Origin of the sequence: [Acidovorax] ebreus TPSY (genome assembly GCF_000022305.1) — a bacterium.
Lineage (GTDB): Bacteria > Pseudomonadota > Gammaproteobacteria > Burkholderiales > Burkholderiaceae_C > Diaphorobacter > Diaphorobacter nitroreducens.
On the sequence record NC_011992.1, the window covers coordinates 3,289,893 to 3,309,706 of the forward strand.

19 protein-coding genes are annotated in these 19,814 nt (G+C 65.9%); 11 read left to right on the plus strand and 8 right to left on the minus strand.

All coding sequences use genetic code 11. The features are described 5' to 3' along the window. Window positions 1–5: 5 nt before the first annotated feature. Window positions 6–1,001: a flagellar motor switch protein FliG gene (gene fliG / locus DTPSY_RS15435; RefSeq protein ID WP_015914348.1), complete on the minus strand. Its 996-nt coding sequence runs from the start codon at window positions 999–1,001 to the stop codon at window positions 6–8. 33 nt (window positions 1,002–1,034) lie between these two features. Beyond that, window positions 1,035–2,729 (minus strand): flagellar basal-body MS-ring/collar protein FliF, encoded by a 1,695-nt coding sequence (gene fliF / locus DTPSY_RS15440; protein ID WP_015914349.1) that lies wholly within the window; start codon window positions 2,727–2,729, stop codon window positions 1,035–1,037. A 173-nt stretch (window positions 2,730–2,902) separates the two neighbouring features. On the opposite strand from fliF, the gene fliE reads away from it, so the two are divergent. After that, complete coding sequence (fliE, locus tag DTPSY_RS15445) at window positions 2,903–3,214, plus strand: flagellar hook-basal body complex protein FliE (protein WP_015914350.1); 312 nt, start codon at window positions 2,903–2,905, stop codon at window positions 3,212–3,214. 181 nt (window positions 3,215–3,395) lie between these two features. On the opposite strand, the gene DTPSY_RS15450 is transcribed toward fliE, so the two are convergent. From DTPSY_RS15450 to DTPSY_RS18750, 4 genes are all read right to left on the minus strand, one after another. Then, entirely contained in the window at window positions 3,396–3,695 is a 300-nt protein-coding gene (locus DTPSY_RS15450; RefSeq protein ID WP_015914351.1) for a flagellar protein FliT, read from the minus strand. A 3-nt stretch (window positions 3,696–3,698) separates the two neighbouring features. Next, complete coding sequence (gene fliS, locus DTPSY_RS15455) at window positions 3,699–4,139, minus strand: flagellar export chaperone FliS (protein WP_015914352.1); 441 nt, start codon at window positions 4,137–4,139, stop codon at window positions 3,699–3,701. Between the two features lie 65 nt (window positions 4,140–4,204). After that, a complete protein-coding gene (gene fliD, locus DTPSY_RS15460; RefSeq protein ID WP_015914353.1) occupies window positions 4,205–5,638 on the minus strand; it encodes a flagellar filament capping protein FliD in 1,434 nt (477 codons plus the stop codon). A 236-nt stretch (window positions 5,639–5,874) separates the two neighbouring features. Continuing rightward, window positions 5,875–7,347 (minus strand): flagellin N-terminal helical domain-containing protein, encoded by a 1,473-nt coding sequence (locus DTPSY_RS18750; RefSeq protein ID WP_015914354.1) that lies wholly within the window; start codon window positions 7,345–7,347, stop codon window positions 5,875–5,877. A gap of 333 nt (window positions 7,348–7,680) precedes the next feature. On the opposite strand from DTPSY_RS18750, the gene DTPSY_RS15470 reads away from it, so the two are divergent. From DTPSY_RS15470 to DTPSY_RS15515, 10 genes are all read left to right on the plus strand, one after another. Continuing rightward, window positions 7,681–9,162 carry a flagellin N-terminal helical domain-containing protein gene (locus tag DTPSY_RS15470; protein ID WP_015914355.1) on the plus strand — a complete coding sequence of 494 codons (1,482 nt, stop codon included), beginning with the start codon at window positions 7,681–7,683 and terminating at the stop codon, window positions 9,160–9,162. Window positions 9,163–9,383: 221 nt separating this feature from the next. Continuing rightward, entirely contained in the window at window positions 9,384–10,244 is an 861-nt protein-coding gene (gene motA, locus DTPSY_RS15475) for a flagellar motor stator protein MotA (protein WP_015914356.1), read from the plus strand. A 26-nt stretch (window positions 10,245–10,270) separates the two neighbouring features. Further along, complete coding sequence (gene motB / locus DTPSY_RS15480) at window positions 10,271–11,212, plus strand: flagellar motor protein MotB (RefSeq protein WP_015914357.1); 942 nt, start codon at window positions 10,271–10,273, stop codon at window positions 11,210–11,212. 61 nt (window positions 11,213–11,273) lie between these two features. After that, the gene (gene cheY, locus DTPSY_RS15485; RefSeq protein WP_011806904.1) at window positions 11,274–11,660 is read left to right on the plus strand and encodes a chemotaxis response regulator CheY; all 387 of its coding nucleotides are present in this window, start codon (window positions 11,274–11,276) and stop codon (window positions 11,658–11,660) included. A gap of 2 nt (window positions 11,661–11,662) precedes the next feature. Further along, window positions 11,663–12,292: a protein phosphatase CheZ gene (locus DTPSY_RS15490; protein WP_015914358.1), complete on the plus strand. Its 630-nt coding sequence runs from the start codon at window positions 11,663–11,665 to the stop codon at window positions 12,290–12,292. A gap of 222 nt (window positions 12,293–12,514) precedes the next feature. Beyond that, window positions 12,515–13,687, plus strand: coding sequence for an EscU/YscU/HrcU family type III secretion system export apparatus switch protein (locus DTPSY_RS15495; protein ID WP_015914359.1), 1,173 nt, complete (start codon window positions 12,515–12,517; stop codon window positions 13,685–13,687). Beyond that, on the plus strand, window positions 13,684–15,768 hold the full coding sequence (gene flhA / locus DTPSY_RS15500) for a flagellar biosynthesis protein FlhA (protein ID WP_015914360.1): 2,085 nt from the start codon (window positions 13,684–13,686) through the stop codon (window positions 15,766–15,768). Before DTPSY_RS15495 ends, flhA begins: the two co-directional genes overlap by 4 nt. Further along, on the plus strand, window positions 15,765–17,357 hold the full coding sequence (gene flhF, locus DTPSY_RS15505; RefSeq protein WP_015914361.1) for a flagellar biosynthesis GTPase FlhF: 1,593 nt from the start codon (window positions 15,765–15,767) through the stop codon (window positions 17,355–17,357). The genes flhA and flhF overlap by 4 nt, the downstream gene beginning before the upstream one ends. Continuing rightward, window positions 17,347–18,144: a hypothetical protein gene (locus DTPSY_RS15510; protein ID WP_015914362.1), complete on the plus strand. Its 798-nt coding sequence runs from the start codon at window positions 17,347–17,349 to the stop codon at window positions 18,142–18,144. Before flhF ends, DTPSY_RS15510 begins: the two co-directional genes overlap by 11 nt. A 4-nt stretch (window positions 18,145–18,148) precedes the next feature. Beyond that, complete coding sequence (locus DTPSY_RS15515) at window positions 18,149–18,862, plus strand: RNA polymerase sigma factor FliA (RefSeq protein ID WP_011806910.1); 714 nt, start codon at window positions 18,149–18,151, stop codon at window positions 18,860–18,862. A gap of 210 nt (window positions 18,863–19,072) precedes the next feature. On the opposite strand, the gene DTPSY_RS15520 is transcribed toward DTPSY_RS15515, so the two are convergent. Both DTPSY_RS15520 and flgM read right to left on the minus strand, forming a co-directional pair. Continuing rightward, window positions 19,073–19,420, minus strand: coding sequence for a hypothetical protein (locus tag DTPSY_RS15520; RefSeq protein ID WP_015914363.1), 348 nt, complete (start codon window positions 19,418–19,420; stop codon window positions 19,073–19,075). Between the two features lie 56 nt (window positions 19,421–19,476). Further along, complete coding sequence (gene flgM / locus DTPSY_RS15525) at window positions 19,477–19,800, minus strand: flagellar biosynthesis anti-sigma factor FlgM (protein ID WP_011806912.1); 324 nt, start codon at window positions 19,798–19,800, stop codon at window positions 19,477–19,479. Between the last annotated feature and the right edge of the window lie 14 nt (window positions 19,801–19,814).

Genomic DNA, 19,814 nt, shown 5'->3' on the forward strand with positions numbered 1-19,814 from the left:
CAGTCCTACACAAAGGCGTCGTCGCCGCCGCTGGCCAGCGCGATCTGGCCCTCGTCGGCCAGGCGCCGCACCGTCTTGAGAATTTCCTTCTGCTGCGCCTCCACCTCGGACAGGCGCATCGGGCCGCGCGACTCCAGGTCTTCGCGCAGCGCCTCTGCGGCGCGCGAGGACATGTTGGACAATATCTTCTCGCGCACCTCGGGTTGCGCTCCCTTGAGCGCAACCACCAGGGTCTCGGAGGCCACTTCGCGCAGCACGGTCTGGATGGCGCGGTCGTCGAGCTTGACGATGTCATCGAACACGAACATCTTGTCCATGATCTTCTGGGCCAGTTCTATGTCGTAGCCGCGGATGGACTCCAGCACCGCCGCATCCATGCCCGAACCCAGCAGGTTGATGATCTCGGCCGCCGCCTTGATGCCGCCCAGCGAACTCTTGCGCACCTTGTCGCCGCCGGCCAGCACCTTGAACAGCACCTCGTTCAGGTCCTTCAAGGCCGTGGGCTGTATGCCCTCCAGCGTGGCGATGCGCAGCATCACTTCGCTGCGCTGGCGCTCGGTCAGGTGCATCAGGATGTCCGAGGACTGCTCCGCGTCCAGGTGCACCAGGATGGCCGCGACGATCTGCGGATGCTCGTTGCGCAGCAGCTCGGCCACCGACAGCGGGTCCATCCACTTCAGGCTTTCGATGCCCGACACGTCGCCGCCCTGCAGGATGCGGTCGATCAGCAACGCGGCCTTGTCGTCGCCCAGGGCGCGCTTGAGCACGGCACGCACGTAGTTGCTGGTGTCGGACACCAGCAGGCTTTGCGCAGCCGCGTCGCTGGTGAAGCGGTTGAGCACCTCGTCCACCTTCTCGCGGGAGACGGTGCGCATGCGCGCGATGGTCTCGCCCAGCTTCTGCACTTCCTTGGGCGACAGATGCTTGAAGACCTCGGCGGCCTCTTCCTCGCCCAGGGACATCAGCATGATGGCGGCGTCGTTCAGGCCTTGCTCGTCCATGACAGTCTCGTGATTCGGTGTGGGCCGGCGGCGTCAGTCGCCATTGACCCAGGTTTTGAGGATGCTGGCCACGGCGACGGGGTTGTCGCGGGCCAGTTGGCGCGCCTCTTCCAGGCGCAGTTGTTCCGCCGTGGGCTGCAGCTCTTCGGGTTGCGCAGGCGCCGGCAGGCCGGGGCGCTGCAGTTCTTCGGAGGCGATGGCACTCAGCTGCGCCCCCGCCGGCTGCTGCGCCGCCATCTGCACGGCGCGGGCGCGGGCCTTGAGCGCCGGGCGCAGCAGCCCCAGCAGCAGGATGGCCGCGGCCAGCGAGATGCCCAGCGGCCAGCCCAGCGTCTTGGCCAACTCGATCGTTTCGGGCTGCTTCCACAGCGGCAGTTCGCCCGGGGGGACCTCCTCCACCAGGAAGGGGGCATTCATGAGGTTGACGGAATCGCCGCGCTCCTTGTTGAAGCCGATCGTCTCGCGCACCAGCGCCGTCATCTGCTCCAGCTGTTCAGGCGTCAGCGCCTTGTTCACCGCGGGCTTGCCCGGCCCTTCGCTCACGGGCTGGTAATTCACCACCACGGCTGCGTTCACACGCTTGATGGCGCCGGCGCCGCCGCGCGTCACCTGGGTGGTCTTGTCCACCTCATAGTTGGTGATGGACTCGCGCTTGGCCTGGCCCGCAGCGCCGCTGCCCGGCGCGCCACCGGCCGCCGTGGGTGCGGGGTTGGCACCGTTGATGGGAGCCGCAGAGGCCTGCGGTGGCTGGTTGGTCACCGCGCCAGGCACGCCCGTGGGTGGCTGCGCGCCGGGCGTGCCGCCGCTTTCCACCACCTGCTGGCTGCGCACGGCGCTGGCATCGGGCGCCAGGTTGGGCTTGTGCTGCTCGACGGTGGACTCGGTCTGGTTGAAGTCCACTTCGGCGGTCACCTGGGCCTTCACGTTGTTCTTGCCCACGACGGGCTCCAGCAGGTCCAGGATGCGGCGCGCGTACTGCTGCTCGATCTGCTGCACATAGGCCAGTTGCTGCGCGTCCACGCCGGCGCCGGCCATGTCGGGCGTCTGCGACAGCAGCTTGCCGGTATCGTCCAGCACGCTCACGGCTGAGGGAGCGAGTTCCGGCACGCTGGAGGCCACCAGGTGCACGATGCCTGCGAGCTGCGCGCGGTCCAGGAAGCGCCCGGGGTACAGGCTGAGCAACACCGAGGCCGAGGGCTTTTGCTGCTCGCGGAAGAAACCGTTTTGCTGTGGCAGCGCCAGGTGCACGCGTGCGCTCTGCACCGAGGCCAGCGCCTGGATCGAGCGCGTCAGCTCCCCCTCCAGCCCGCGCTGGAAGTTCAGGCGCTCCTGGAACTGGGTGACACCGAAGCGGTTGGTCTCCATCAGCTCGAACCCGGTCACCGATCCCTTGGGCAGGCCCTGCGTGGCCAGGCGCAGGCGCACGTCGTGCACGCGCTCGGCCGGCACGAGGATGGCACCGCCCCCTTCGGTGTACTTGTAAGGCACATTCATCTGCGACAGCTGCGCCACGATGGCGCCGCCGTCCTTGTCGTTCAGGCCGGAGAACAGCACCCGGTAGTCGGGCTGGCGGCTGTAGAAGAATGCGGCCAGCAGCGCCGCGACCAGCAGCGCTGCCACCACCCCCAGGCGCAGGCGTGCGGCACGGTCGAGCGAGGCCAGCCGCTGCGGCCAGCCAGGGCTGGCGACGGGAGGCGGAGCGACGGGAACTTCGGCAACTGCAGACATCGGGTTTTCCACAAAAAGACGGGCGCCAGGCGAGGCTCTGGCGTGCGGCGATTATGGAATCCGCCCCGTCCGCCGTTCAGCCGATAAAGCGCGGCTTTGGCCATCATTTCCCGCCTCTGCGCGCCCCGCGGCGCCCTACGATTGCGCCATTCCTGACATTTCCCGATCCCACCATGGACCTGCGCATCAACAGCACCCAGTTTCCCCTCACCGGCACCCAGGTGGCGCGCCGCGTCACCGCGCCGCAGGAAGGCGTGCAGGAGGCCGGCTTTTCCTCGGCGTTCAAGAACGCGCTGCAGTCCGTGAGCGCCGCGCAGGACCAGGCCAGCGGCCTGCAACGCGAAGTGCAACTGGAAAACCCCAACGTCAGCATCGAGGAAACCATGGTCGCCATGCAGAAGGCGCAGATCGGCTTCCAGGCCACGCTGCATGTGCGCAACCGCATGGTGCAGGCCTACACCGACATCATGAACATGCAAGTGTAAGGCCCGCATCGACGCGACTTTAGCTCATGATTTGATAGCTGCCAGCACTTGCTGGATAAGCGCTAGAGGCACATTTCGTATATAAAAAAAGCCGGCCACCTTGCGGTGCCGGCTTTTTGCGTTGCCCCTGGAGCCCCTGCCCGGCGCCATCACGCCGCAGCCAGGGAAGGAAAGCACAACGTCAGTGCATCATCTGCGGCTGCCCGTCGAACAGGTGCTCGAACTGCGCCAGCCAGGGCTCGGCCAGGCAGCGGATCTGGGCATCGTTGCGCAAGATGCGCTGCATGATGCGGGCCTTTTCCTTGCGGTGCTCAGGCGCCAGTTCCTGCTGCTGCGACTGGTAGCGCAACTGCTCGATGAGCACCGCGCAGGTGCCCTCGTAGCGCACCACGCCGTCCCAGTCCTTGAGCTTGGCCGCCTCCAGCATCTTGGCGCTGCTGTCCTCGATGGCCTTGTAGTAGTCAATCAGCATGTCGGGCATTCTTCAGGCCTCCGCCAGCGCGGGCTGCGCCACGTCGTTGGCCGCCTCGGTACTCTTCTTCATCTCTTTCCAGGCCAGCGCGATCGGCTCGATCAGGCGGGCCACCTCCTGCAGCTTGGCGTCGTCATTGCCCGCGTTCGCCTCAATGAGCCTGCGCAGCGCGTAGTCGTACACCGCCTCCAGGTTCGCCGCCACCTCGCCGCCACCTTCGCGGTCCAGCGCGGTCATCAGGCCTTCCTCCAGGATGCGCACCGCCTTGGAGATGCTGTTGCACTTGGTCAGCACGTCGCTGCGCGCCAGCGCGCCACGGGCGGTGGCCACGGCACTCAGCACGCCATCCAGCAGCAGGCTGACCAGCTGGTGCTGGTCGATCGTGTGCATGCTGGTTTCGACATTGATCCGCTGGTAGGCGGACGCTGCGCGGGGGTTGAAGGTACTGAACATGGTGGTAATCCTTGAGCTGGCTGCTATTCAATTTATCGGCATCACGCCGTCAAACTGAAGCCTTTTCAGCCCGAGGACTTGTTCCAGGTGGTGACCTGCTGGGCGATGTAGGCGTTAAGGGCATTGAGCTGGCTCATTCTGGAGTCCAGCGCCGTATAGCGCGCCTTCAACAGCGTTTCCGTGCTGTCCGCCCGATCATTGATGCGCTCGATTTCCTTCGCGTTACGCTTCAGGGCGTTCTGCAGCAAGGTGTCTTTGGCGGCAAAGAAACCATCGGAATCCAGCATCTTGGAGGTTGCAGCCTTGATTTTCTCTGCCACGCCGTCCGTGGCGGACTCGTGGCCGTCAGCTCCCAGGAAAAGGGCCTTGAGAGCTGCGGGGTCGTTCAAGGCAGTATCGAGCTTGGTGCTGTCTATCGACAAGTCCCCCCCCTTGATGACACCCACCCCGATATCGGACAGTGTGCGGAACGCCCCCGTGCTGCTGGAGAGCGACTGCACCACATTGCGCAACGTGTTCTGCAGCGCCACCGCAGTTGAGTCGCCTTGCAACAGTCCGGCCGTCTTGGTGGCCTGGTCGTAGCTGGTGAGATCGCTCAGCGCCTGGTTGGCCGCGTTGTAGGCGATGACAAAGTCCTCGATGTTCTTTTTCACCGCAGCCGCGTCTTTGGTCACGGTAATCTGCACGGCGGCGGTGGTCACCTTCTCGGCCTTGAAGGTTACGCCCGCCACCGCATTGGCAAAAGTATTGGTGGGCGATGTCACCTCAAAGCCATTGATCGTGGCCAACGCATTAGCCCCGTAATCGGTGGCCATGCCCGTAGCCAGGCGCGACAAACCAGCGCCATCAGCGTACTGGCCATCCGCATCCGTTGCGGACAGCCGAAAACCCGACTCTTCGCCTGTGGCCTTGCTGCGCAGCATGAGGCGCTCGCCCGAGGCGTCCGTCAATATGGTGGCTGTGACGCTCCCATTGGAGCCGTTGATCTTTCCTGCAATGTCCGCCAATGTGTCGTTGGCGCTTACAGTGATATCCAGCCCGACAACGCTATCCGAAGCGGTGAAAGCCCCACCCCCTCCTGCGTCCCAGCGCCCGACTTCCAGCTTCAGCGTCCCGGCCCCCAGCTTGCCGCCCACCGGCTGCAGGGCCGCGGAAGTGGACAGCTGCGCCTTGGCCAGGCGCTGCACTTCAACTCCAAAGTTCGTTTCCACCGTCCCACCGATCGCCGTCGCCGAAACGGCGCTGGAGTCCGAAGACGCGACACTGACGGCATTCCATCCCGTCACACTCGTCAGCTTGCTCGCCGCCGTCTGCAGGGTGGAGACCATGGACTTGAGCTGTCCAAATGTTGAAATCTTGGACTGTGTGAACTTGGCCTGGTCGTTCAAGCCATTGGTGCGGGAGATGGGAAGCTTGACCGCATCCACGGAGGCCTGGATGAGCGCGTTCACATCCACGTTGCCGCCCAGGCCGACGCCAATCGATGAAAAGCTCGCCATGAATCACCTCCTCAGTATGCGCTTAGATGGATATCCGGGTAACGCAAGAATTATCTGGTCCAGCGCCGATGGCGTCGCCCCGATAAACGAGGGAGAAAGCCGCCAATCTCTCGCGTCATCCGCCACGACAGGTGTGCCCCTGGAACGACGAAACGCGGCAGTGAGAAAACTCACCGCCGCGCACCTGAAAAAGTAAGGAGGCGGGCCTTTCGCGCGCCCTTGCCCCCTACCTTTTATCAGCGCAGCAGGGACAACACGCCCTGGGGCAGCTGGTTGGCCTGTGCCACCATGGCGGTGCCGGCCTGCTGCAGAATCTGGGCGCGCGACAGGTTGGCGGTTTCTGCTGCGAAGTCGGCATCCAGGATGCGGCTGCGCGAGGAGGACAGATTCTCCGATGTCACCTGCAGATTGCTGATCGAGGTCTCGAAGCGCGACTGCAGGGCACCCAGCTTGGCGCGCTCGCCATTGATGAACGACAGGGCCGAGTCCACGGTCTTCAGCGCGTCGGACGCCTTCTTGAAGGTCGTCACGTCCAGATCAGCCACCTTGTTGAGCGTGGAGCCCCCCGTGGTCAGCGCCGTAGAAGCCGAAGTGATCGAGAACGACTTTTCAGAGTCCAGCGTGATGTTGCCGCTGACCAGTGCCTGGTTGCCCGCAGCACCAAGGGCAGCCACGACCACGGCGCCACCGCTGGCAGCCCCGGCTTGATTCAGCTTTTGCACCGAAGCGGTTCCGGCGTTCGTGATCGCGGCATCCAGGTTGGCGATATGGATGTCGTTACCCGTTGCGTTGGACAGGACGATGGCCGTCCCGGCCGTGTTGAGTGAAGCGGTCACGCCCGTCTTGGAGGTCTGGTCGTTGAAGGCCGCCACGGCGGCCGACAGGCCGGCGCCGCCAGAGGTGTTGAAGGACACGCTCACCGCCGTGCTGTTGTCGGACTGCAGCGTGAGGGAGTAAGAGCCTGCGGCACCGAGCGTGACTTCCATGTCCGTGCGTGCCGTTGCCGACACACCCGTGGAAGACTTGACCGCATTGATCTGATCCGCCGTGGCCTTGGCCGTGGCATTGACCACCGTGGTCACCGTGGAGGAACCCAGCGCGCCGTTGATGGCCACGGCACCGGCCGTGGCACCGTTGGCACCCCAGGCAGCCGCCACACCCGCAGCACCCGCGCCATTGACAGCGGTGTTCTGGTTGTTGCCATACACGTTGGTGCGCATGTTGCCCGTGGCGGCAATGATGGTCTGGTTGGCGTTCGCCCCGACCTGGAACTGCTGCGTGCCAAAGGTGCCGTCCAGCAGCTTGGTGCCGTTGAACTCGGTGGTCTGCGAAATGCGGTCCAGTTCAGAGACCAGCTGGCCGACTTCGGCCTGCAGGGCCTGGCGGTCGCTGGCGCTGTTGCTGGCGTTGGCCGACTGCACGGCCAGTTCACGCACGCGCTGCAGGATGTCGCCCGACGCCTTGAGCGCGCCTTCGGCCGTTTGTGCCAGGGAGATACCGTCGTTGGCATTGCGCACGGCCTGGTTCAGGCCGCGGATCTGGCTGGTGAAGCGTTCGGAGATGGCCAGGCCGGCGGCGTCGTCCTTGGCGCTGTTGATGCGCAGACCCGACGACAGGCGCTGGATGGAGGTGTTGAGGGAGGCCTGGCTCATGCCCAGGTTGCGCTGGGCGGTCAACGAGGCGACGTTGGTATTGATGGTCGATGCCATTGCAAATCTCCTGAAAGAACTGACTGAATAAGGCGTTACCGCCATCTGGGCCCAGAACCGTCTGGCCTCAGGGTTCACAGGGCCCCCATGGGCGCCTTGTTGAACGGCGGGTCGTCACTTCTTGTTTCAAACGGCCCGTTGAATGTGTTTTCGGGCTGTGGCTGGAAAACTTTAGGGACAAACGCACGGACTGGACGACTTTTGCGCCGCTTATCGCGGCAACGCCCCCACGCCGGCTCTCCACAATCTGCCCATCGTTCCCGCACAGTCCGCCGGAGGGGCCACGCTTAAGCCGGCAGAAATCATCGTTTCCAGCCACGCAGGAGTTCCGCCATGGCATCGACCATCAACACCAACGTCGCCTCGTTGACCGCCCAGCGCAATCTGGGCATGAGCCAGGCCTCCCTCAACACCTCCATCCAGCGCCTGTCGTCGGGTCTGCGCATCAACAGCGCCAAGGACGACGCCGCCGGCCTGGCCATCTCCGAGCGCTTCACCAGCCAGATCCGCGGCCTGAACCAGGCGGCGCGCAATGCCAACGACGGTATTTCTCTGGCCCAGGTAACGGAAGGCGCCATGAAATCGGCCGGCGACATCCTGCAGCGCGTGCGCGAACTGGCCGTGCAGTCGGCCAACGCCAGCAACAGTGCCAGCGACCGCCAGGCTTTGCAGCAGGAAGTAGGCCAACTGGTCGCAGAACTCGATCGCATCGCCCAGACCACCGAGTTCAATGGCCAAAAGCTGTTGGATGGCACCTTTGGCACGCAGCAGTTCCAGGTGGGCGCCAATGCCAACCAGACCATCATTGCCGCCACGGCCAATTTGCGCACCAGCGTCTATGGCAACAACCAGAATCTGTCGGCCAACGGCGCCGGCCCCGCAGCCCAGGCCGTGGCCACCACGCCCTCTGCTGTCAATGGCGTGACAGTGGGCGCCGTCGCGATCAACGGCTCCATCGGATCGGCGACCGTGAGTGTGGTGGCGGACAGCTCCGCCAAAACCATTGCCGACCAGGTGAATGCTGTCCAGGCCAACACGGGCGTCACCGCTTCTGCACGCACCGAGGTCGAACTCAATATCGCCACGGCAGGCTCCTACACCCTGGCGCTCCTGGGTGACAATTCGACGCCACAGACGGTGTCGTTCACGCTGCCCAGCACTACCGGCGCCGACCGTTTGTCCGCCGCCGTCCAGTCCATCAACGACCAATCGGCCAAGACCGGCATTACCGCCGCGCTCAACACCACGGGCGACCGCGTTATCCTGACCAATGCCACGGGCAACAACATCGTTGTGGGCGACACTGCCGTGGTCAACGCGGGCAATGTGGTCCTGACCAAGCTCCAGGCGGATGGCACAGCGGCAGGCGCAGCCGTCACCCTGACGGCCGACGCCACGGCGAACTACTCCACCGTGAGCGGCTACCTGATCCTGGATTCGCAAAAATCGTTTTCATTCACTTCAGCCAGCACCATCCTGGCGAATGGCAGCTCCGATCTGAAACGGGTGGCCGATCTGGATGTGACCACCTTCAAGAAGGCCACCGAAGCACTGAAGACAGTGGACTCCTCGTTGGCGTTCATCAGCGGTGAGCGCGCCAAGCTCGGCGCCTTGCAATCCCGCTTTGAAACCAGCATTGCCAGCCTAAACATCACCTCGGAAAACCTGTCTGCCTCGCGCAGCCGCATCCAGGACGCCGACTTCGCAGCCGAAACCGCCAACTTGTCGCGCACCCAGATCCTGCAGCAGGCCGGCACCGCCATGGTGGCCCAGGCCAACCAGATTCCTCAGGGCGTGCTGGCGTTGCTCAAGTAAGGCATTCGCGTTTTTGCTACTGTATGAGGAGCTTCTAACGCTTATTCCATAGGCATTAGAGGCTTTTTTCACACTGAAACCTCAGATCCCCGGAAAGCACATCGCCCACGAGTGCAGACTTTATTTTTGTCACGACAATCCGATACAAAAGCAACAGTCTTGCCATCGTCTCGCCTGAAAACGGCGTCTTCGCAGTCTCCTCGCTCCCAGAACTCCCCAGCATGCTCGTCATCCTCGGCTACATCATCACCTTCGGCTGCGTCTTCGGCGTGTTCGTCGCCCATGGCGGCAACGTTCAGGTGCTGCTGACGGCCCTGCCCTTTGAAATGATCACCATCGGCGGGGCCGCGCTGGGCTCATTCATCGTGACCAACCAGCCCAAGGTGCTCAAGGCCACCATGGCCACCCTGCCCCAGGTGTTCAAAGGCAACAAGTACACCAAGGCGCGCTACATGGAACTGATGGCCATGCTCTACGAGATCCTGCAGAAGGCCCGCAAGGAAGGGCTGATGTCGATCGAGCAGGACGTGGAGTCGCCCAAGGAATCAGAGCTGTTCAAGAAATTCCCCACCGTGGGCAGCGACCCGCACGTGATCGAATTCACCACCGACTACCTGCGCATGATGGTTTCGGGCAACCTGAACGCCCACGAGATCGAGGCGCTGATGGACAGCGAGATCGAGACCCACCACGCCGAGGCGCACGCCCCCGTGGCGGCGCTCACGCGGCTGGCCGGCGCCCTGCCGGCCTTCGGTATCGTGGCCGCGGTGCTCGGGGTGGTGAACACCATGGGCTCGGTGGGCCAGCCGCCCGCCGTGCTGGGGGGCATGATCGCCTCGGCGCTGGTCGGCACCTTCCTGGGCATTCTGCTGGCCTACGGCGCGGTGGAGCCGCTGGCCGGGCTGCTGGAGCAAAAGGCCGCCGACGCCGCCAAGGAATACGAGTGCATCAAGTCCACCCTGCTGGCTAGCATGCAGGGCTACAACCCCGCCACCTCCATCGAGTTCGGCCGCAAGGTGCTGTTCTCCGGGGACCGCCCGGGCTTCGTCGAGCTGGAAGCCCACGTCAAGGGCAAAAAGTGACGCGCCACGCCTGAACCGCCTTTGCCATGGCCGAAAAGAAGCTCCAGCCCATCATCATCAAGCGCGCCAAGAAGCGCCCCCATGCGCCGCACGGCGGTGCATGGAAGATCGCCTACGCCGACTTTGTGACGGCCATGATGGCCTTCTTCCTGCTGATGTGGCTGCTGGGCTCCACCGCCAAGGGCGAGCTGCAGGGCATTGCGGCCTACTTTTCGTCGCCGCTCAAGGTGGCGATGCAGGGCGGCGACGGGGCGGGCAACAGCTCCAGCGTGATCCCGGGCGGCGGCAACGACTTGTCCAAGGTGCACGGGCAGGTGCGCCGCTCCAATTCCGACAGCTCCACCAACATGCGCTCCAGCGTGGAGGCCTCGCGCGCCGAGCGTGCCCGGCAGGACGCACAGCGCATCAAGGCGCTGCAGACCAAGATCGAGGCAATGATCACCGAGAACCCTCGCCTGAACGAATACCGCTCGCAGATCCGGCTGGACCTGACGCCCGACGGCCTGCAGATCCAGATCGTCGACGATCAGAACCGCCCGATGTTCGACAGTGGCAGCGCTCTGGTCAAACCCTACATGCGCGACATCCTGCACCAGATTGGTGCGGCCTTGGGCGGGGTAGAAAACCGCATCAGCCTGTCCGGCCACACGGATGCCGTGCCTTATGGCAACGGCGACCGCGGCTACAGCAACTGGGAGCTGTCGGCCGACCGCGCCAACGCCTCGCGTCGCGAACTGGTGGCCGCGGGCATGCCCGACGCCAAGCTGGGCCGCGTGGTGGGCATGGCTGCCAGCGATCTGCTGGAGCCCCAGAACCCCCGCGCCGCCGTGAACCGGCGCATCACCATCACCGTACTCACTCATGAAGCCGAAGAGCGGCTCATGGGTAAAAAGAACATGGTATTTCCGTTACCGTCGCCCGTGGCAGAAAAGCAGGACAATCCAGCTTCCTCATCGCCGAATCAGTAACAACTTGTCACGTTGCTGATGACTTACGACAATAGCCCCATATTCACCGAAAGGGTCCTTTGTGTCCTCCGCCCTTCGCTTTCTGATCGTTGACGACTTTTCCACCATGCGGCGCATCGTCCGCAACCTGCTCAAGGAAAGCGGTTTCGCTGATGCCGACGAGGCCGAAGACGGCGTGGCGGCACTGAACAAGCTGCGCAACGGCAAGTTCGACTTCGTGGTCACCGACATCAACATGCCGAACATGAACGGCTTCCAGTTGCTGGGCGAGATCAAGAAGGACGACAAGCTCAAGCACCTGCCCGTGCTGATGGTGACGGCCGAGGCGCGCAAGGAAGACATCGTCGCCGCCGCCCAGGGCGGCGCCGCCGGCTACATCGTCAAGCCCTTCACCAAGGCCACGCTGGAAGAGAAGGTCAACCTGATCCTCAAGAAAATGGGGCTGTGAGCATGACGGCGGCAGAAAACGGCGCGCCAGCCGACGGGGCAGACGACGTCCACCACAAGATAGGCCAGCTCACGCGGCAGCTGCATTCCGCCCTGAACGAGCTCGGCTACGCGGACCAGTTGCGCGGCACCATGGGTGAGCTGCCCGATGCGCAAAGCCGCCTGTCCTACATCGCCCGCTTGACGGGCGAGGCGGCCGAGAAGGTGCTGGGCCGGGTGGAGCAGGCCAAGTCGCTGCACGACCACGTGGCCTCGGAAACGCGCCGCGTGGTCAACTCGCTGGTGGCCGACCCCGTGGCCGCGGTGGCCAAGGGCGAGATCTACAACTTCCTGACCGATGTGGAGCGCGCCACGCAGGAGGCCGACAGCCACCTGACCGAGATCATGATGGCGCAGGACTTCCACGATCTCACCGGCCAGGTGATCGCGCGCGTGGTCAACCTGGCGGCGACGATCGAGCAGCAGCTGGTGCAGTTGCTGATCCAGACCGCGCCGCCGCAGGCGCAAACACCCATCGCGCCCGAGCCGCGGCGCGACCAACTGCAGGGGCCCGTGGTCAATCCCGAGTCCGCACCCGACGTGGTGACCAGCCAGTCGCAGGTGGACGACCTGCTGGCCAGTCTGGGGTTCTGACGCGGCCGGGCCCAGGCAGGAGCCCGGTGCATGACATAAACCTCAGCAAAATCAGGCTTTAACGCCCACTGGGCAAGCGCAAACAGCTATTATTTTAATAGCTTACCAATCGTCGGCGCAACCGCCGCCACCGCCGCGAATAACGCCGGCGCAACCCCTTTATTCGGGCTTTAGCTTTCGCCCCGGCTCCCGACAATGGCGTGACCCAGCAGTCACGCCGCCATGAGCTCGAGCCAAGACAAAAACCTCCCAGCAACCGAGCGCAAGCTCCAGAAAGCGCGCAGCGACGGCCAGGCCGCGCGCTCGCGGGACCTGTCGCACCTGGCCATCCTGGGCATGGGCGCGCTGGCGCTGCTGGTGCTCGCGCCCTGGTTCGTGGAATACCTGCAGCGCGCGATGCGCCAGCAGCTCGCATTCAACGCGGCCACCGTGCAGGCGCCCGGCCACATGCTGGAGCGCCTGCAGACCATGGCGGGCGTGGGCCTGCTGGCCAGCGCCAGCTTCGCCGCGCTCACCGGCGGCGCGGCGCTGCTGAGCGCCGTGGGCGCCGGCGGCTGGGTGTTCAGCTTCAAGCCCATCACGCCGCAGTTCAACCGGCTCAACCCGCTGACCGGCTTCACCAACCTGTTTTCCAAGCAGCAGCTCGCCAACGTGAGCAAGATGGTGCTCATGACCGGCATCCTGTCGTTCGTGGCCTGGAACTTCATGGGCCAGAGCATCGAGAAGATGGCCGCGCTGGTGCTGCAGCCTTCGCCCCTGTCGCTGCGCCACGTGGGCGACTGGATCGTCTCGGGCACCAGCCTGCTGCTGCTGGTGGTGTTCCTGTTCGCCGTGGTGGATGTGCCGCTGCAGGCGTTCTTCTTCAAGTCGCGCCTGAAGATGTCGCACGAGGAAGTCAAGCAGGAGCACAAGGAATCCGACGGCAATCCGCAGCTCAAGGGCCGCCAGCGCCAGCGCGCGCGCGAGATCGCCGACGGCGCCAGCATCACCGCCGTGCCCAAGGCCGACTTCGTGGTCATGAACCCCACGCACTACGCCGTGGCCCTGAAGTACGACGACGCCACCATGGGCGCACCCCAGGTCGTCTCCAAGGGCACCGACCTGCTGGCCTTCAAGATCCGCGAAGTGGCCCAGGCGCATGGCGTGCCCGTGCTGCAGTCGCCCATGCTGGCGCGCGCGCTGTATGCGCACGCCGAGCTGGAGCAACCGATTCCCGCACAGCTGTACACCGCCGTGGCCCAGGTGCTGGCCTACGTGTATCGCCTGAAGGCCGCGCTGCGCGGCGATGGCCGCATGCCCGAGGCCCAGCCCGATCCCTACGTGCCGCCCGAGCTCGACCCCCACAGCGCCCACCACACCCTGCGCCCCGCACCCGCCACAGGTAACGCAAGATGACGTCCCCCTCGATCCATTCCGTCCGGCAATGGGCCGGCAACCACGGCCCGGCACTGCAGGGGCTGTCGGCCCCGCTGCTGGTAGTGGCCATCCTGGCGCTGATGGTGCTGCCCGTGCCGCCCTGGATGCTGGACACCTTCTTCACCCTCAACATCGCCGTGGCGCTGATGGTGATGATGGTGGCCGCGTACATGATCAAGCCGCTGGACTTCGCGGCCTTCCCGTCGGTGCTGCTGCTCACCACGCTGATGCGCCTGTCGCTGAACGTGGCGTCCACCCGCGTGGTGCTGCTGGAAGGCCACACCGGCCCGGGCGCCGCCGGCGCGGTGATCGAGGCCTTCGGCCACTTCTTGATCGGCGGCAACTTCGCCGTGGGCCTGATCGTGTTCGCGATCTTGGTGGTGATCAACTTCGTGGTGGTGACCAAGGGCGCGGAGCGCATCGCCGAGGTGTCGGCCCGCTTCACGCTGGACGCCATGCCCGGCAAGCAGATGGCCGTGGACGCCGACCTGAACGCCGGCCTGATCGACGAGAAGGAAGCCAAGCGCCGCCGCGCCGAGGTGCAGGAAGAGGCCAACTTCTTCGGCTCCATGGACGGCGCGAGCAAGTTCGTGCGCGGCGATGCCGTCGCCGGCATCCTGATCCTGATCATCAACATCGTGGGCGGCTTCGCCATCGGCATGCTGCAGCATGGCCTGTCGGCCAACGACGCCGCCAACAGCTACATCCTGCTGGCCGTGGGCGATGCGCTGGTGGCCCAGATCCCCGGCCTGCTGATTTCCGTCGCGGCCGCGATGGTGATCTCGCGCGTGGGCAAGGACTCCGACATGGGCCAGCAGATCGTGCAGCAGTTGCTCATGTCGCCACGCGTGCTGGGCGTGACCGCGGGCGTGCTGATCCTGCTGGGCCTCATCCCCGGCATGCCGCACACCGTGTTCCTGGTCATGGGCAGTCTCCTCGGCTACGGCGCCTGGGTGCTGCTGCAGCGCCAGCGCCGCCCCGCCCCGGTGGAAGAAGCCCCCGCGCCTGTGAGCGACGGCGAGGCCAGCTGGGACGACCTGCAGCCCGTGGACCTGCTGGGCCTGGAGCTGGGCTACCGCCTGATCGCCTTGGTGGACAAGAGCCGCCAGGGCGACCTGCTCACGCGCATCAAGGGCGTGCGCCGCAAGTTTGCGCAGGAGGTGGGCTTCCTGCCGCCGGCCGTGCATGTGCGCGACAACCTGGAGCTCAAGCCCAGCGCCTACCGCATCACACTGCGCGGTGTGGTGGTGGGCGAAGGCGAGGCCTTCCCCGGCATGTACCTGGCCATCAACCCCGGCGGCATCTCCACGCCGCTGATCGGCACTCCCACCACCGACCCCGCCTTCGGCCTGCCCGCGCACTGGATCGACGCCGCGCAGAAGGAAGCGGCACAAATGGCGGGCTTTACCGTGGTTGATTCGGAAACCGTGATGGCGACCCATTTGTCACACTTGATGCAAGTGCACGCCGCCAAGCTCCTGAGCCGCACCGAGACGCAGCAGCTCGTGGAGCATGTGACCCGGCTGGCACCCAAACTCATCGAAGAAGTCGTGCCCAAGATGGTGTCCATCACAACATTCCAGAAAGTGCTGCAGCTGTTGCTGGAGGAGTCCGTGCACATCCGCGACATCCGCACCATCATCGAGACGCTGGCGGAACACGCCGGCAGCACGCAAGACCCGGTGGAACTGGCGCGCCGCGTGCGCATCGCCCTGTCCCCCGCCATCGTGCAGCAGATCTACGGCCCCACGCGCGAGCTCAGCGTCATCGCCATCGAGCCCGGGCTGGAGCGCCTGCTGATGCAGGCCCTGGGCAATGCCAGCGGCCCGGCGCTGGACCCCGGCGTGGCCGACCTGCTCACCCACAAGGCCGCCGAAGTCGCCCTGCAGCAGGAAGAGCTGGGCATGCCCGCCTGCCTGCTGGTGCCCGACCAGATCCGCAACGCCATCGCCCGCCTGGTGCGGCGCGTGGCTCCCCGCTTGCAGGTGCTCGCCCACAGCGAGATTCCTGAGACCCACACCATCCGCATCGGCCCGATCCTCAAAGGTGCATCCGCATGAACATCAAACGCTTTACCGCTCCCACCGCACGGGAGGCCCTGGCCAAGGCGCGCATGGCCTTCGGTGAAGGCACGCTGATCCTGTCCAACCGCCCCACGGCGGGCGGCGTCGAGGTGGTGGCCACGGCCGAGGACGCGCTGTCGTCCCTGCACGGCGGTGCCGAGCCGGCACCCAACCGTCTGCAGGAGCGCGCCGACGACCTGGCCGCGAGCCAGCCGGTGCGCATGTCCCAGACGCAGCCCCATGCAGCCCCTGTCCCGCAGCCCGCACGCCAGCCGGAGCCCGCGGCACGCAGCACCGTGGCGCACGACACCGAGCAACTGGCCATGAGCACGCTGTCGTTCCAGGACTATGTGCGCGAGCGCATGCTGCGCCGTCGCCACGAGGCCTTGCACGGCACAAGCGCCCCCGCGCCCCTGAACGAGCGCGCCGCGCTGGAGCGCGGTCTGCCCGAGCCACGCTTCGAACCCCGCGCTGAGCGCCTGCCCGAGCCACCCGCGCCACAGCCCGTGAATGCCCCGGTGGCACGCCACAACCCATTGCGGCCCATGCATGCCGCCCTGGGCGCCGAGCAGCTCACGCCGCGCCGCGCCGAGGCGCCCGCCACAGCCGCGCCCACGCTGGCGGCCGGCCTGGGACAGCAGAACCTCATGAAGGAACTGCAGTCCATGAAGGAGCTGATCGAGGACCGCTTCAACACCCTGGCCTGGCTGGGCCAGGCCCGCCAGAACCCGATCCAGTCCACGCTGATGCTCAAGCTCATCCGTGCGGGCTATTCGCCCGCCCTCTCGCGCGCGGTGCTGGAACACCTGCCCGAGCATCTGGGCGCCCAGGACGCCGTGCGCTGGCTCATGGAAGTGCTGGAGCGCAACCTGCGCACCGACGCGCAGACGCTGCCGCTGTACGAGGAAGGCGGCATCTTCGCCATGGTGGGCGCCACCGGCGTGGGCAAGACCACCACCACCGCCAAGCTGGCCGCCTTGTGCGCGCGCATCCACGGCCCCGCCAGCGTGGGCCTGATCACGCTGGACACCTACCGCGTGGGCGCGCACGAGCAGTTGCGCTCCTACGGCCGCATGCTGGGCGTGGTGGCGCACCTGGCGCACGACCGCGCGGCGCTGCAGGACCTGCTGGGCCTGCTGTCGTCCAAGAAGATGGTGCTCATCGACACCACGGGGGTGGCCCCGCGCGACCCGCGCAAGCGCGACCTGCTGGACGTGCTGGCGCTGCCCGGTGTCAAGCGCCTGCTGGTGCTCAACGCCAGCAGCCACGGCGATACGCTGGACGACGTGCTCACCGGCTTCAAGACCACCGGCTCGCAGCAGGCCATCCTGTCCAAGGTGGACGAGGCCGTGAAGCTGGGCCCCGCCATTGATGCGCTGATCCGCCACCAGATGGTGCTGCGCGGCGTGACCAACGGCCAGCGCGTGCCCGAGGACTGGGAAGCGGCCGACGCCCGCAAGCTCGTGAGCGCCTCCATGCGCACGAGCGTGAAGTCGGCCTTCGACCCCAAGGCCGCCGAGTTGAACTTCTTCTTCTCGCACGCCACGGAAACGGCCGATGAGCGGGGGATGGCCGATGTTGCTTGATACCGCTTTGCACCAGGCCGCCGGGCTGCACAGCTACACGCCGCAGCAGGACCTGCGCCTGCTGGCCGTGCTGAGCCAGCCGGGCAGCGGCCCGTGGCTGGAGATGCTGTGGCAGCTGTGCTCCAGCCTGCAGCGCCTGGGCTACCCCGTCGTGGTGCTGGACGGCACGGCGCTGGAGAGCCCGCACATGCCCGGCCTGGACCAGCTGCTGCACCCGGCTCCCTGGAACGGCGCGCAGACGCTGGCCTCCGCCACCGGCGCGTCGCTGGCCGTGGTGCCCGCGGCCCGCGGGCTGGCCCGCCTCGCGCAGCAGTCCGAACACCATGGCGCCACCGTGCTGCAGCGCCTGCAGCCCTTGTTTCGCGCCTACGCGCTGGTGGTGCTGCATGCTCCGCCCGAGCAACTGGCGCCGCTGCTGCGCGGCAGCGCCAGCGTACCGCTGATCATGACCGGCCCCGGCGCGCAAGGCATGGTGCGCAGCTACCGCCAGCTCAAGCACATGGCGCTGCACGCCGGCGTGCGCTGCACGGTGGCGTCCATCCTCGCGCCACAGGAGCCTGTGCAGCACCGCCAGACCGCCGAGGCGCTGGACACGCTGCAGCGCAGCGCGCGCACCCACCTGGGCCTGCAGGTCCACACCACCACCGTGGCCGCGGCGCGCGCGCAGGACATCCAGCGGCTGGCCTTGCAACTGCTGGAAAACGCATGCACCATTGACGCTGCCATGCCCCTGCTGCCCCCGCACAGCCTGTGCGCCTCCCTCTCGCCCCTGGACCGGAGCCACTGACCCGATGTACACCGCGAAAGGCCAGCTCGACCGGGACGCGCTGTTCCACCAGCACGTGCCCCTGGTGCGGCGCATCGCCCACCACATGATCGCCAAGCTCCCGCCCAACGTGGAGCTGGACGACCTGATCCAGGTCGGCATGATCGGTCTGAACGACGCGCTCTCGCGCTACGAAGTCGCGCAGGGCGTGCAGTTCGAGACCTTTGCCAGCCAGCGCATCCGCGGCGCCATGCTCGACGAGCTGCGCGAGGGCGACTGGATGAGCCGCAGCTCGCGCAAGAGCCAGAAGGACATCGAGCATGCCCTGCACCGCGTGGAGCAGCGCCTGGGCCGCAGCCCCATCGAGTCCGAGATCGCCGCCGAACTGGGCATGAGCCTGGAGGACTACCAGGCCCTGCTGAGCAAGGTGCGCGGCACGCAGCTGGTGTACCTGGAAGACTTTCACCACGATGACGAGGACGAGGGCTTCCTGGACCGCCACGTGGCCGACGAGGGCGCCGATCCCATGGCCGTGCTGCGCGACCAGCGCCTACGCGCCTCGCTGGTCGAGGCCATCAAGGCCCTGCCTGAGCGCGAGCAGTACATCATGGGCATGTACTACGAGCACGACATGAACCTGAAGGAAATCGCCGCCGTCCTGGGCGTGACCGAATCGCGCGTGTGTCAGCTGCACAGCCAGGCGATTGCGCGGTTGCGGACGAAGATGCGGGGGCACTGATTTTTTGGATGAAATAGCTGTTTTGCGCTTGCTGGACAAGCGCGGGCAGCTATTTTTCTGAGCTTGTGGTGCGGCTTTTCATGGCGCGGGCCGGGATATGCGCCCGCCGGGGCGGGTCCCGGTCAACAGCATCAAGCCCCAAGAACCCATCAAAAAAGATAGCTGCCAGCGCTTACCCCATAAGCCTCAGGCGGCAATTCGGGCTAAAAGTCACCCCGGTGCCCGGTAAATCCGTGCCCCCGCAGCGCCGGACGAAGGCCCGTAAGTCACCCCCTCCACGGGCGGCAGCAGCGACGCCGCCTGTCGCTCGGTCAGCGCCATCACCCGGGCCAGTTGGTCGCGCACCAGCGTCAATTGCCGGCCGATGGCCTGCACCCTTTGCGCGGCGGCGGGCTCCAGCGCGCCCGCCACAGGCGCCAGGGCCTGGGCCAGCGCCATGGCAGCGCCGCGCAGCTGCACCGCAGTGTCTTCAAAAGTCTGGAGGTTGGAAGCAAGAAGCGCAGCCTGCATGTCCTGCAGCTGCGCTTCGATGGAGGTGAGGGTGTCGTCGAGTGACATGGGGTGCAAGTCTAGAGCCTGTCACCCCGGCGGGCCAGCCGGCCCAGGAGGGCGGGTCAGCCCCGCGAGTGGGACAGGGTTTCGTAGGCGTTGGCCAGCAGCTTGTCGGCCACGGCTTCGGCGTCCACGCGGAAGGTGCCTTTTTCGATGGCAGCCTTGATCGCCTTGACCTTGGCAGTGTCGAAGTCGGCCGTGGACTTGGTGGCGTCCACCCCGCGGGCGGCGGCCGACAGCGTGACGGGCACGCCTGCGGCGGCGCGCGTCGCGCCCTGGGCCGCTTCTTCAGCGGCCGGCGCAGGTGCGGCGGCCTTGGCCTGCTGCTTGTTGGCAGCGGCCTTTGACAGCGCAGTCGCAGTATCCGGGTTGTGTCCAATCTTCATCGCACTCTCCACCA

Coding starts and splice junctions, on each gene's coding strand:
- fliF (WP_015914349.1), bottom strand. CDS start 2,729: ATGTCTGCAGTTGCCGAAGTTCCCGTCGCTCCGCCTCCCGTCGCCAGC.
- DTPSY_RS18750 (WP_015914354.1), bottom strand. CDS start 7,347: ATGGCATCGACCATCAATACCAACGTCGCCTCGTTGACCGCCCAGCGC.
- DTPSY_RS15450 (WP_015914351.1), bottom strand. CDS start 3,695: ATGCCCGACATGCTGATTGACTACTACAAGGCCATCGAGGACAGCAGC.
- DTPSY_RS15490 (WP_015914358.1), top strand. CDS start 11,663: ATGACGGCGGCAGAAAACGGCGCGCCAGCCGACGGGGCAGACGACGTC.
- flgM (WP_011806912.1), bottom strand. CDS start 19,800: ATGAAGATTGGACACAACCCGGATACTGCGACTGCGCTGTCAAAGGCC.
- DTPSY_RS15495 (WP_015914359.1), top strand. CDS start 12,515: ATGAGCTCGAGCCAAGACAAAAACCTCCCAGCAACCGAGCGCAAGCTC.
- flhF (WP_015914361.1), top strand. CDS start 15,765: ATGAACATCAAACGCTTTACCGCTCCCACCGCACGGGAGGCCCTGGCC.
- fliD (WP_015914353.1), bottom strand. CDS start 5,638: ATGGCGAGCTTTTCATCGATTGGCGTCGGCCTGGGCGGCAACGTGGAT.
- fliS (WP_015914352.1), bottom strand. CDS start 4,139: ATGTTCAGTACCTTCAACCCCCGCGCAGCGTCCGCCTACCAGCGGATC.
- DTPSY_RS15510 (WP_015914362.1), top strand. CDS start 17,347: ATGTTGCTTGATACCGCTTTGCACCAGGCCGCCGGGCTGCACAGCTAC.
- motA (WP_015914356.1), top strand. CDS start 9,384: ATGCTCGTCATCCTCGGCTACATCATCACCTTCGGCTGCGTCTTCGGC.
- motB (WP_015914357.1), top strand. CDS start 10,271: ATGGCCGAAAAGAAGCTCCAGCCCATCATCATCAAGCGCGCCAAGAAG.
- DTPSY_RS15515 (WP_011806910.1), top strand. CDS start 18,149: ATGTACACCGCGAAAGGCCAGCTCGACCGGGACGCGCTGTTCCACCAG.
- fliG (WP_015914348.1), bottom strand. CDS start 1,001: ATGGACGAGCAAGGCCTGAACGACGCCGCCATCATGCTGATGTCCCTG.
- fliE (WP_015914350.1), top strand. CDS start 2,903: ATGGACCTGCGCATCAACAGCACCCAGTTTCCCCTCACCGGCACCCAG.
- DTPSY_RS15520 (WP_015914363.1), bottom strand. CDS start 19,420: ATGTCACTCGACGACACCCTCACCTCCATCGAAGCGCAGCTGCAGGAC.
- DTPSY_RS15470 (WP_015914355.1), top strand. CDS start 7,681: ATGGCATCGACCATCAACACCAACGTCGCCTCGTTGACCGCCCAGCGC.
- flhA (WP_015914360.1), top strand. CDS start 13,684: ATGACGTCCCCCTCGATCCATTCCGTCCGGCAATGGGCCGGCAACCAC.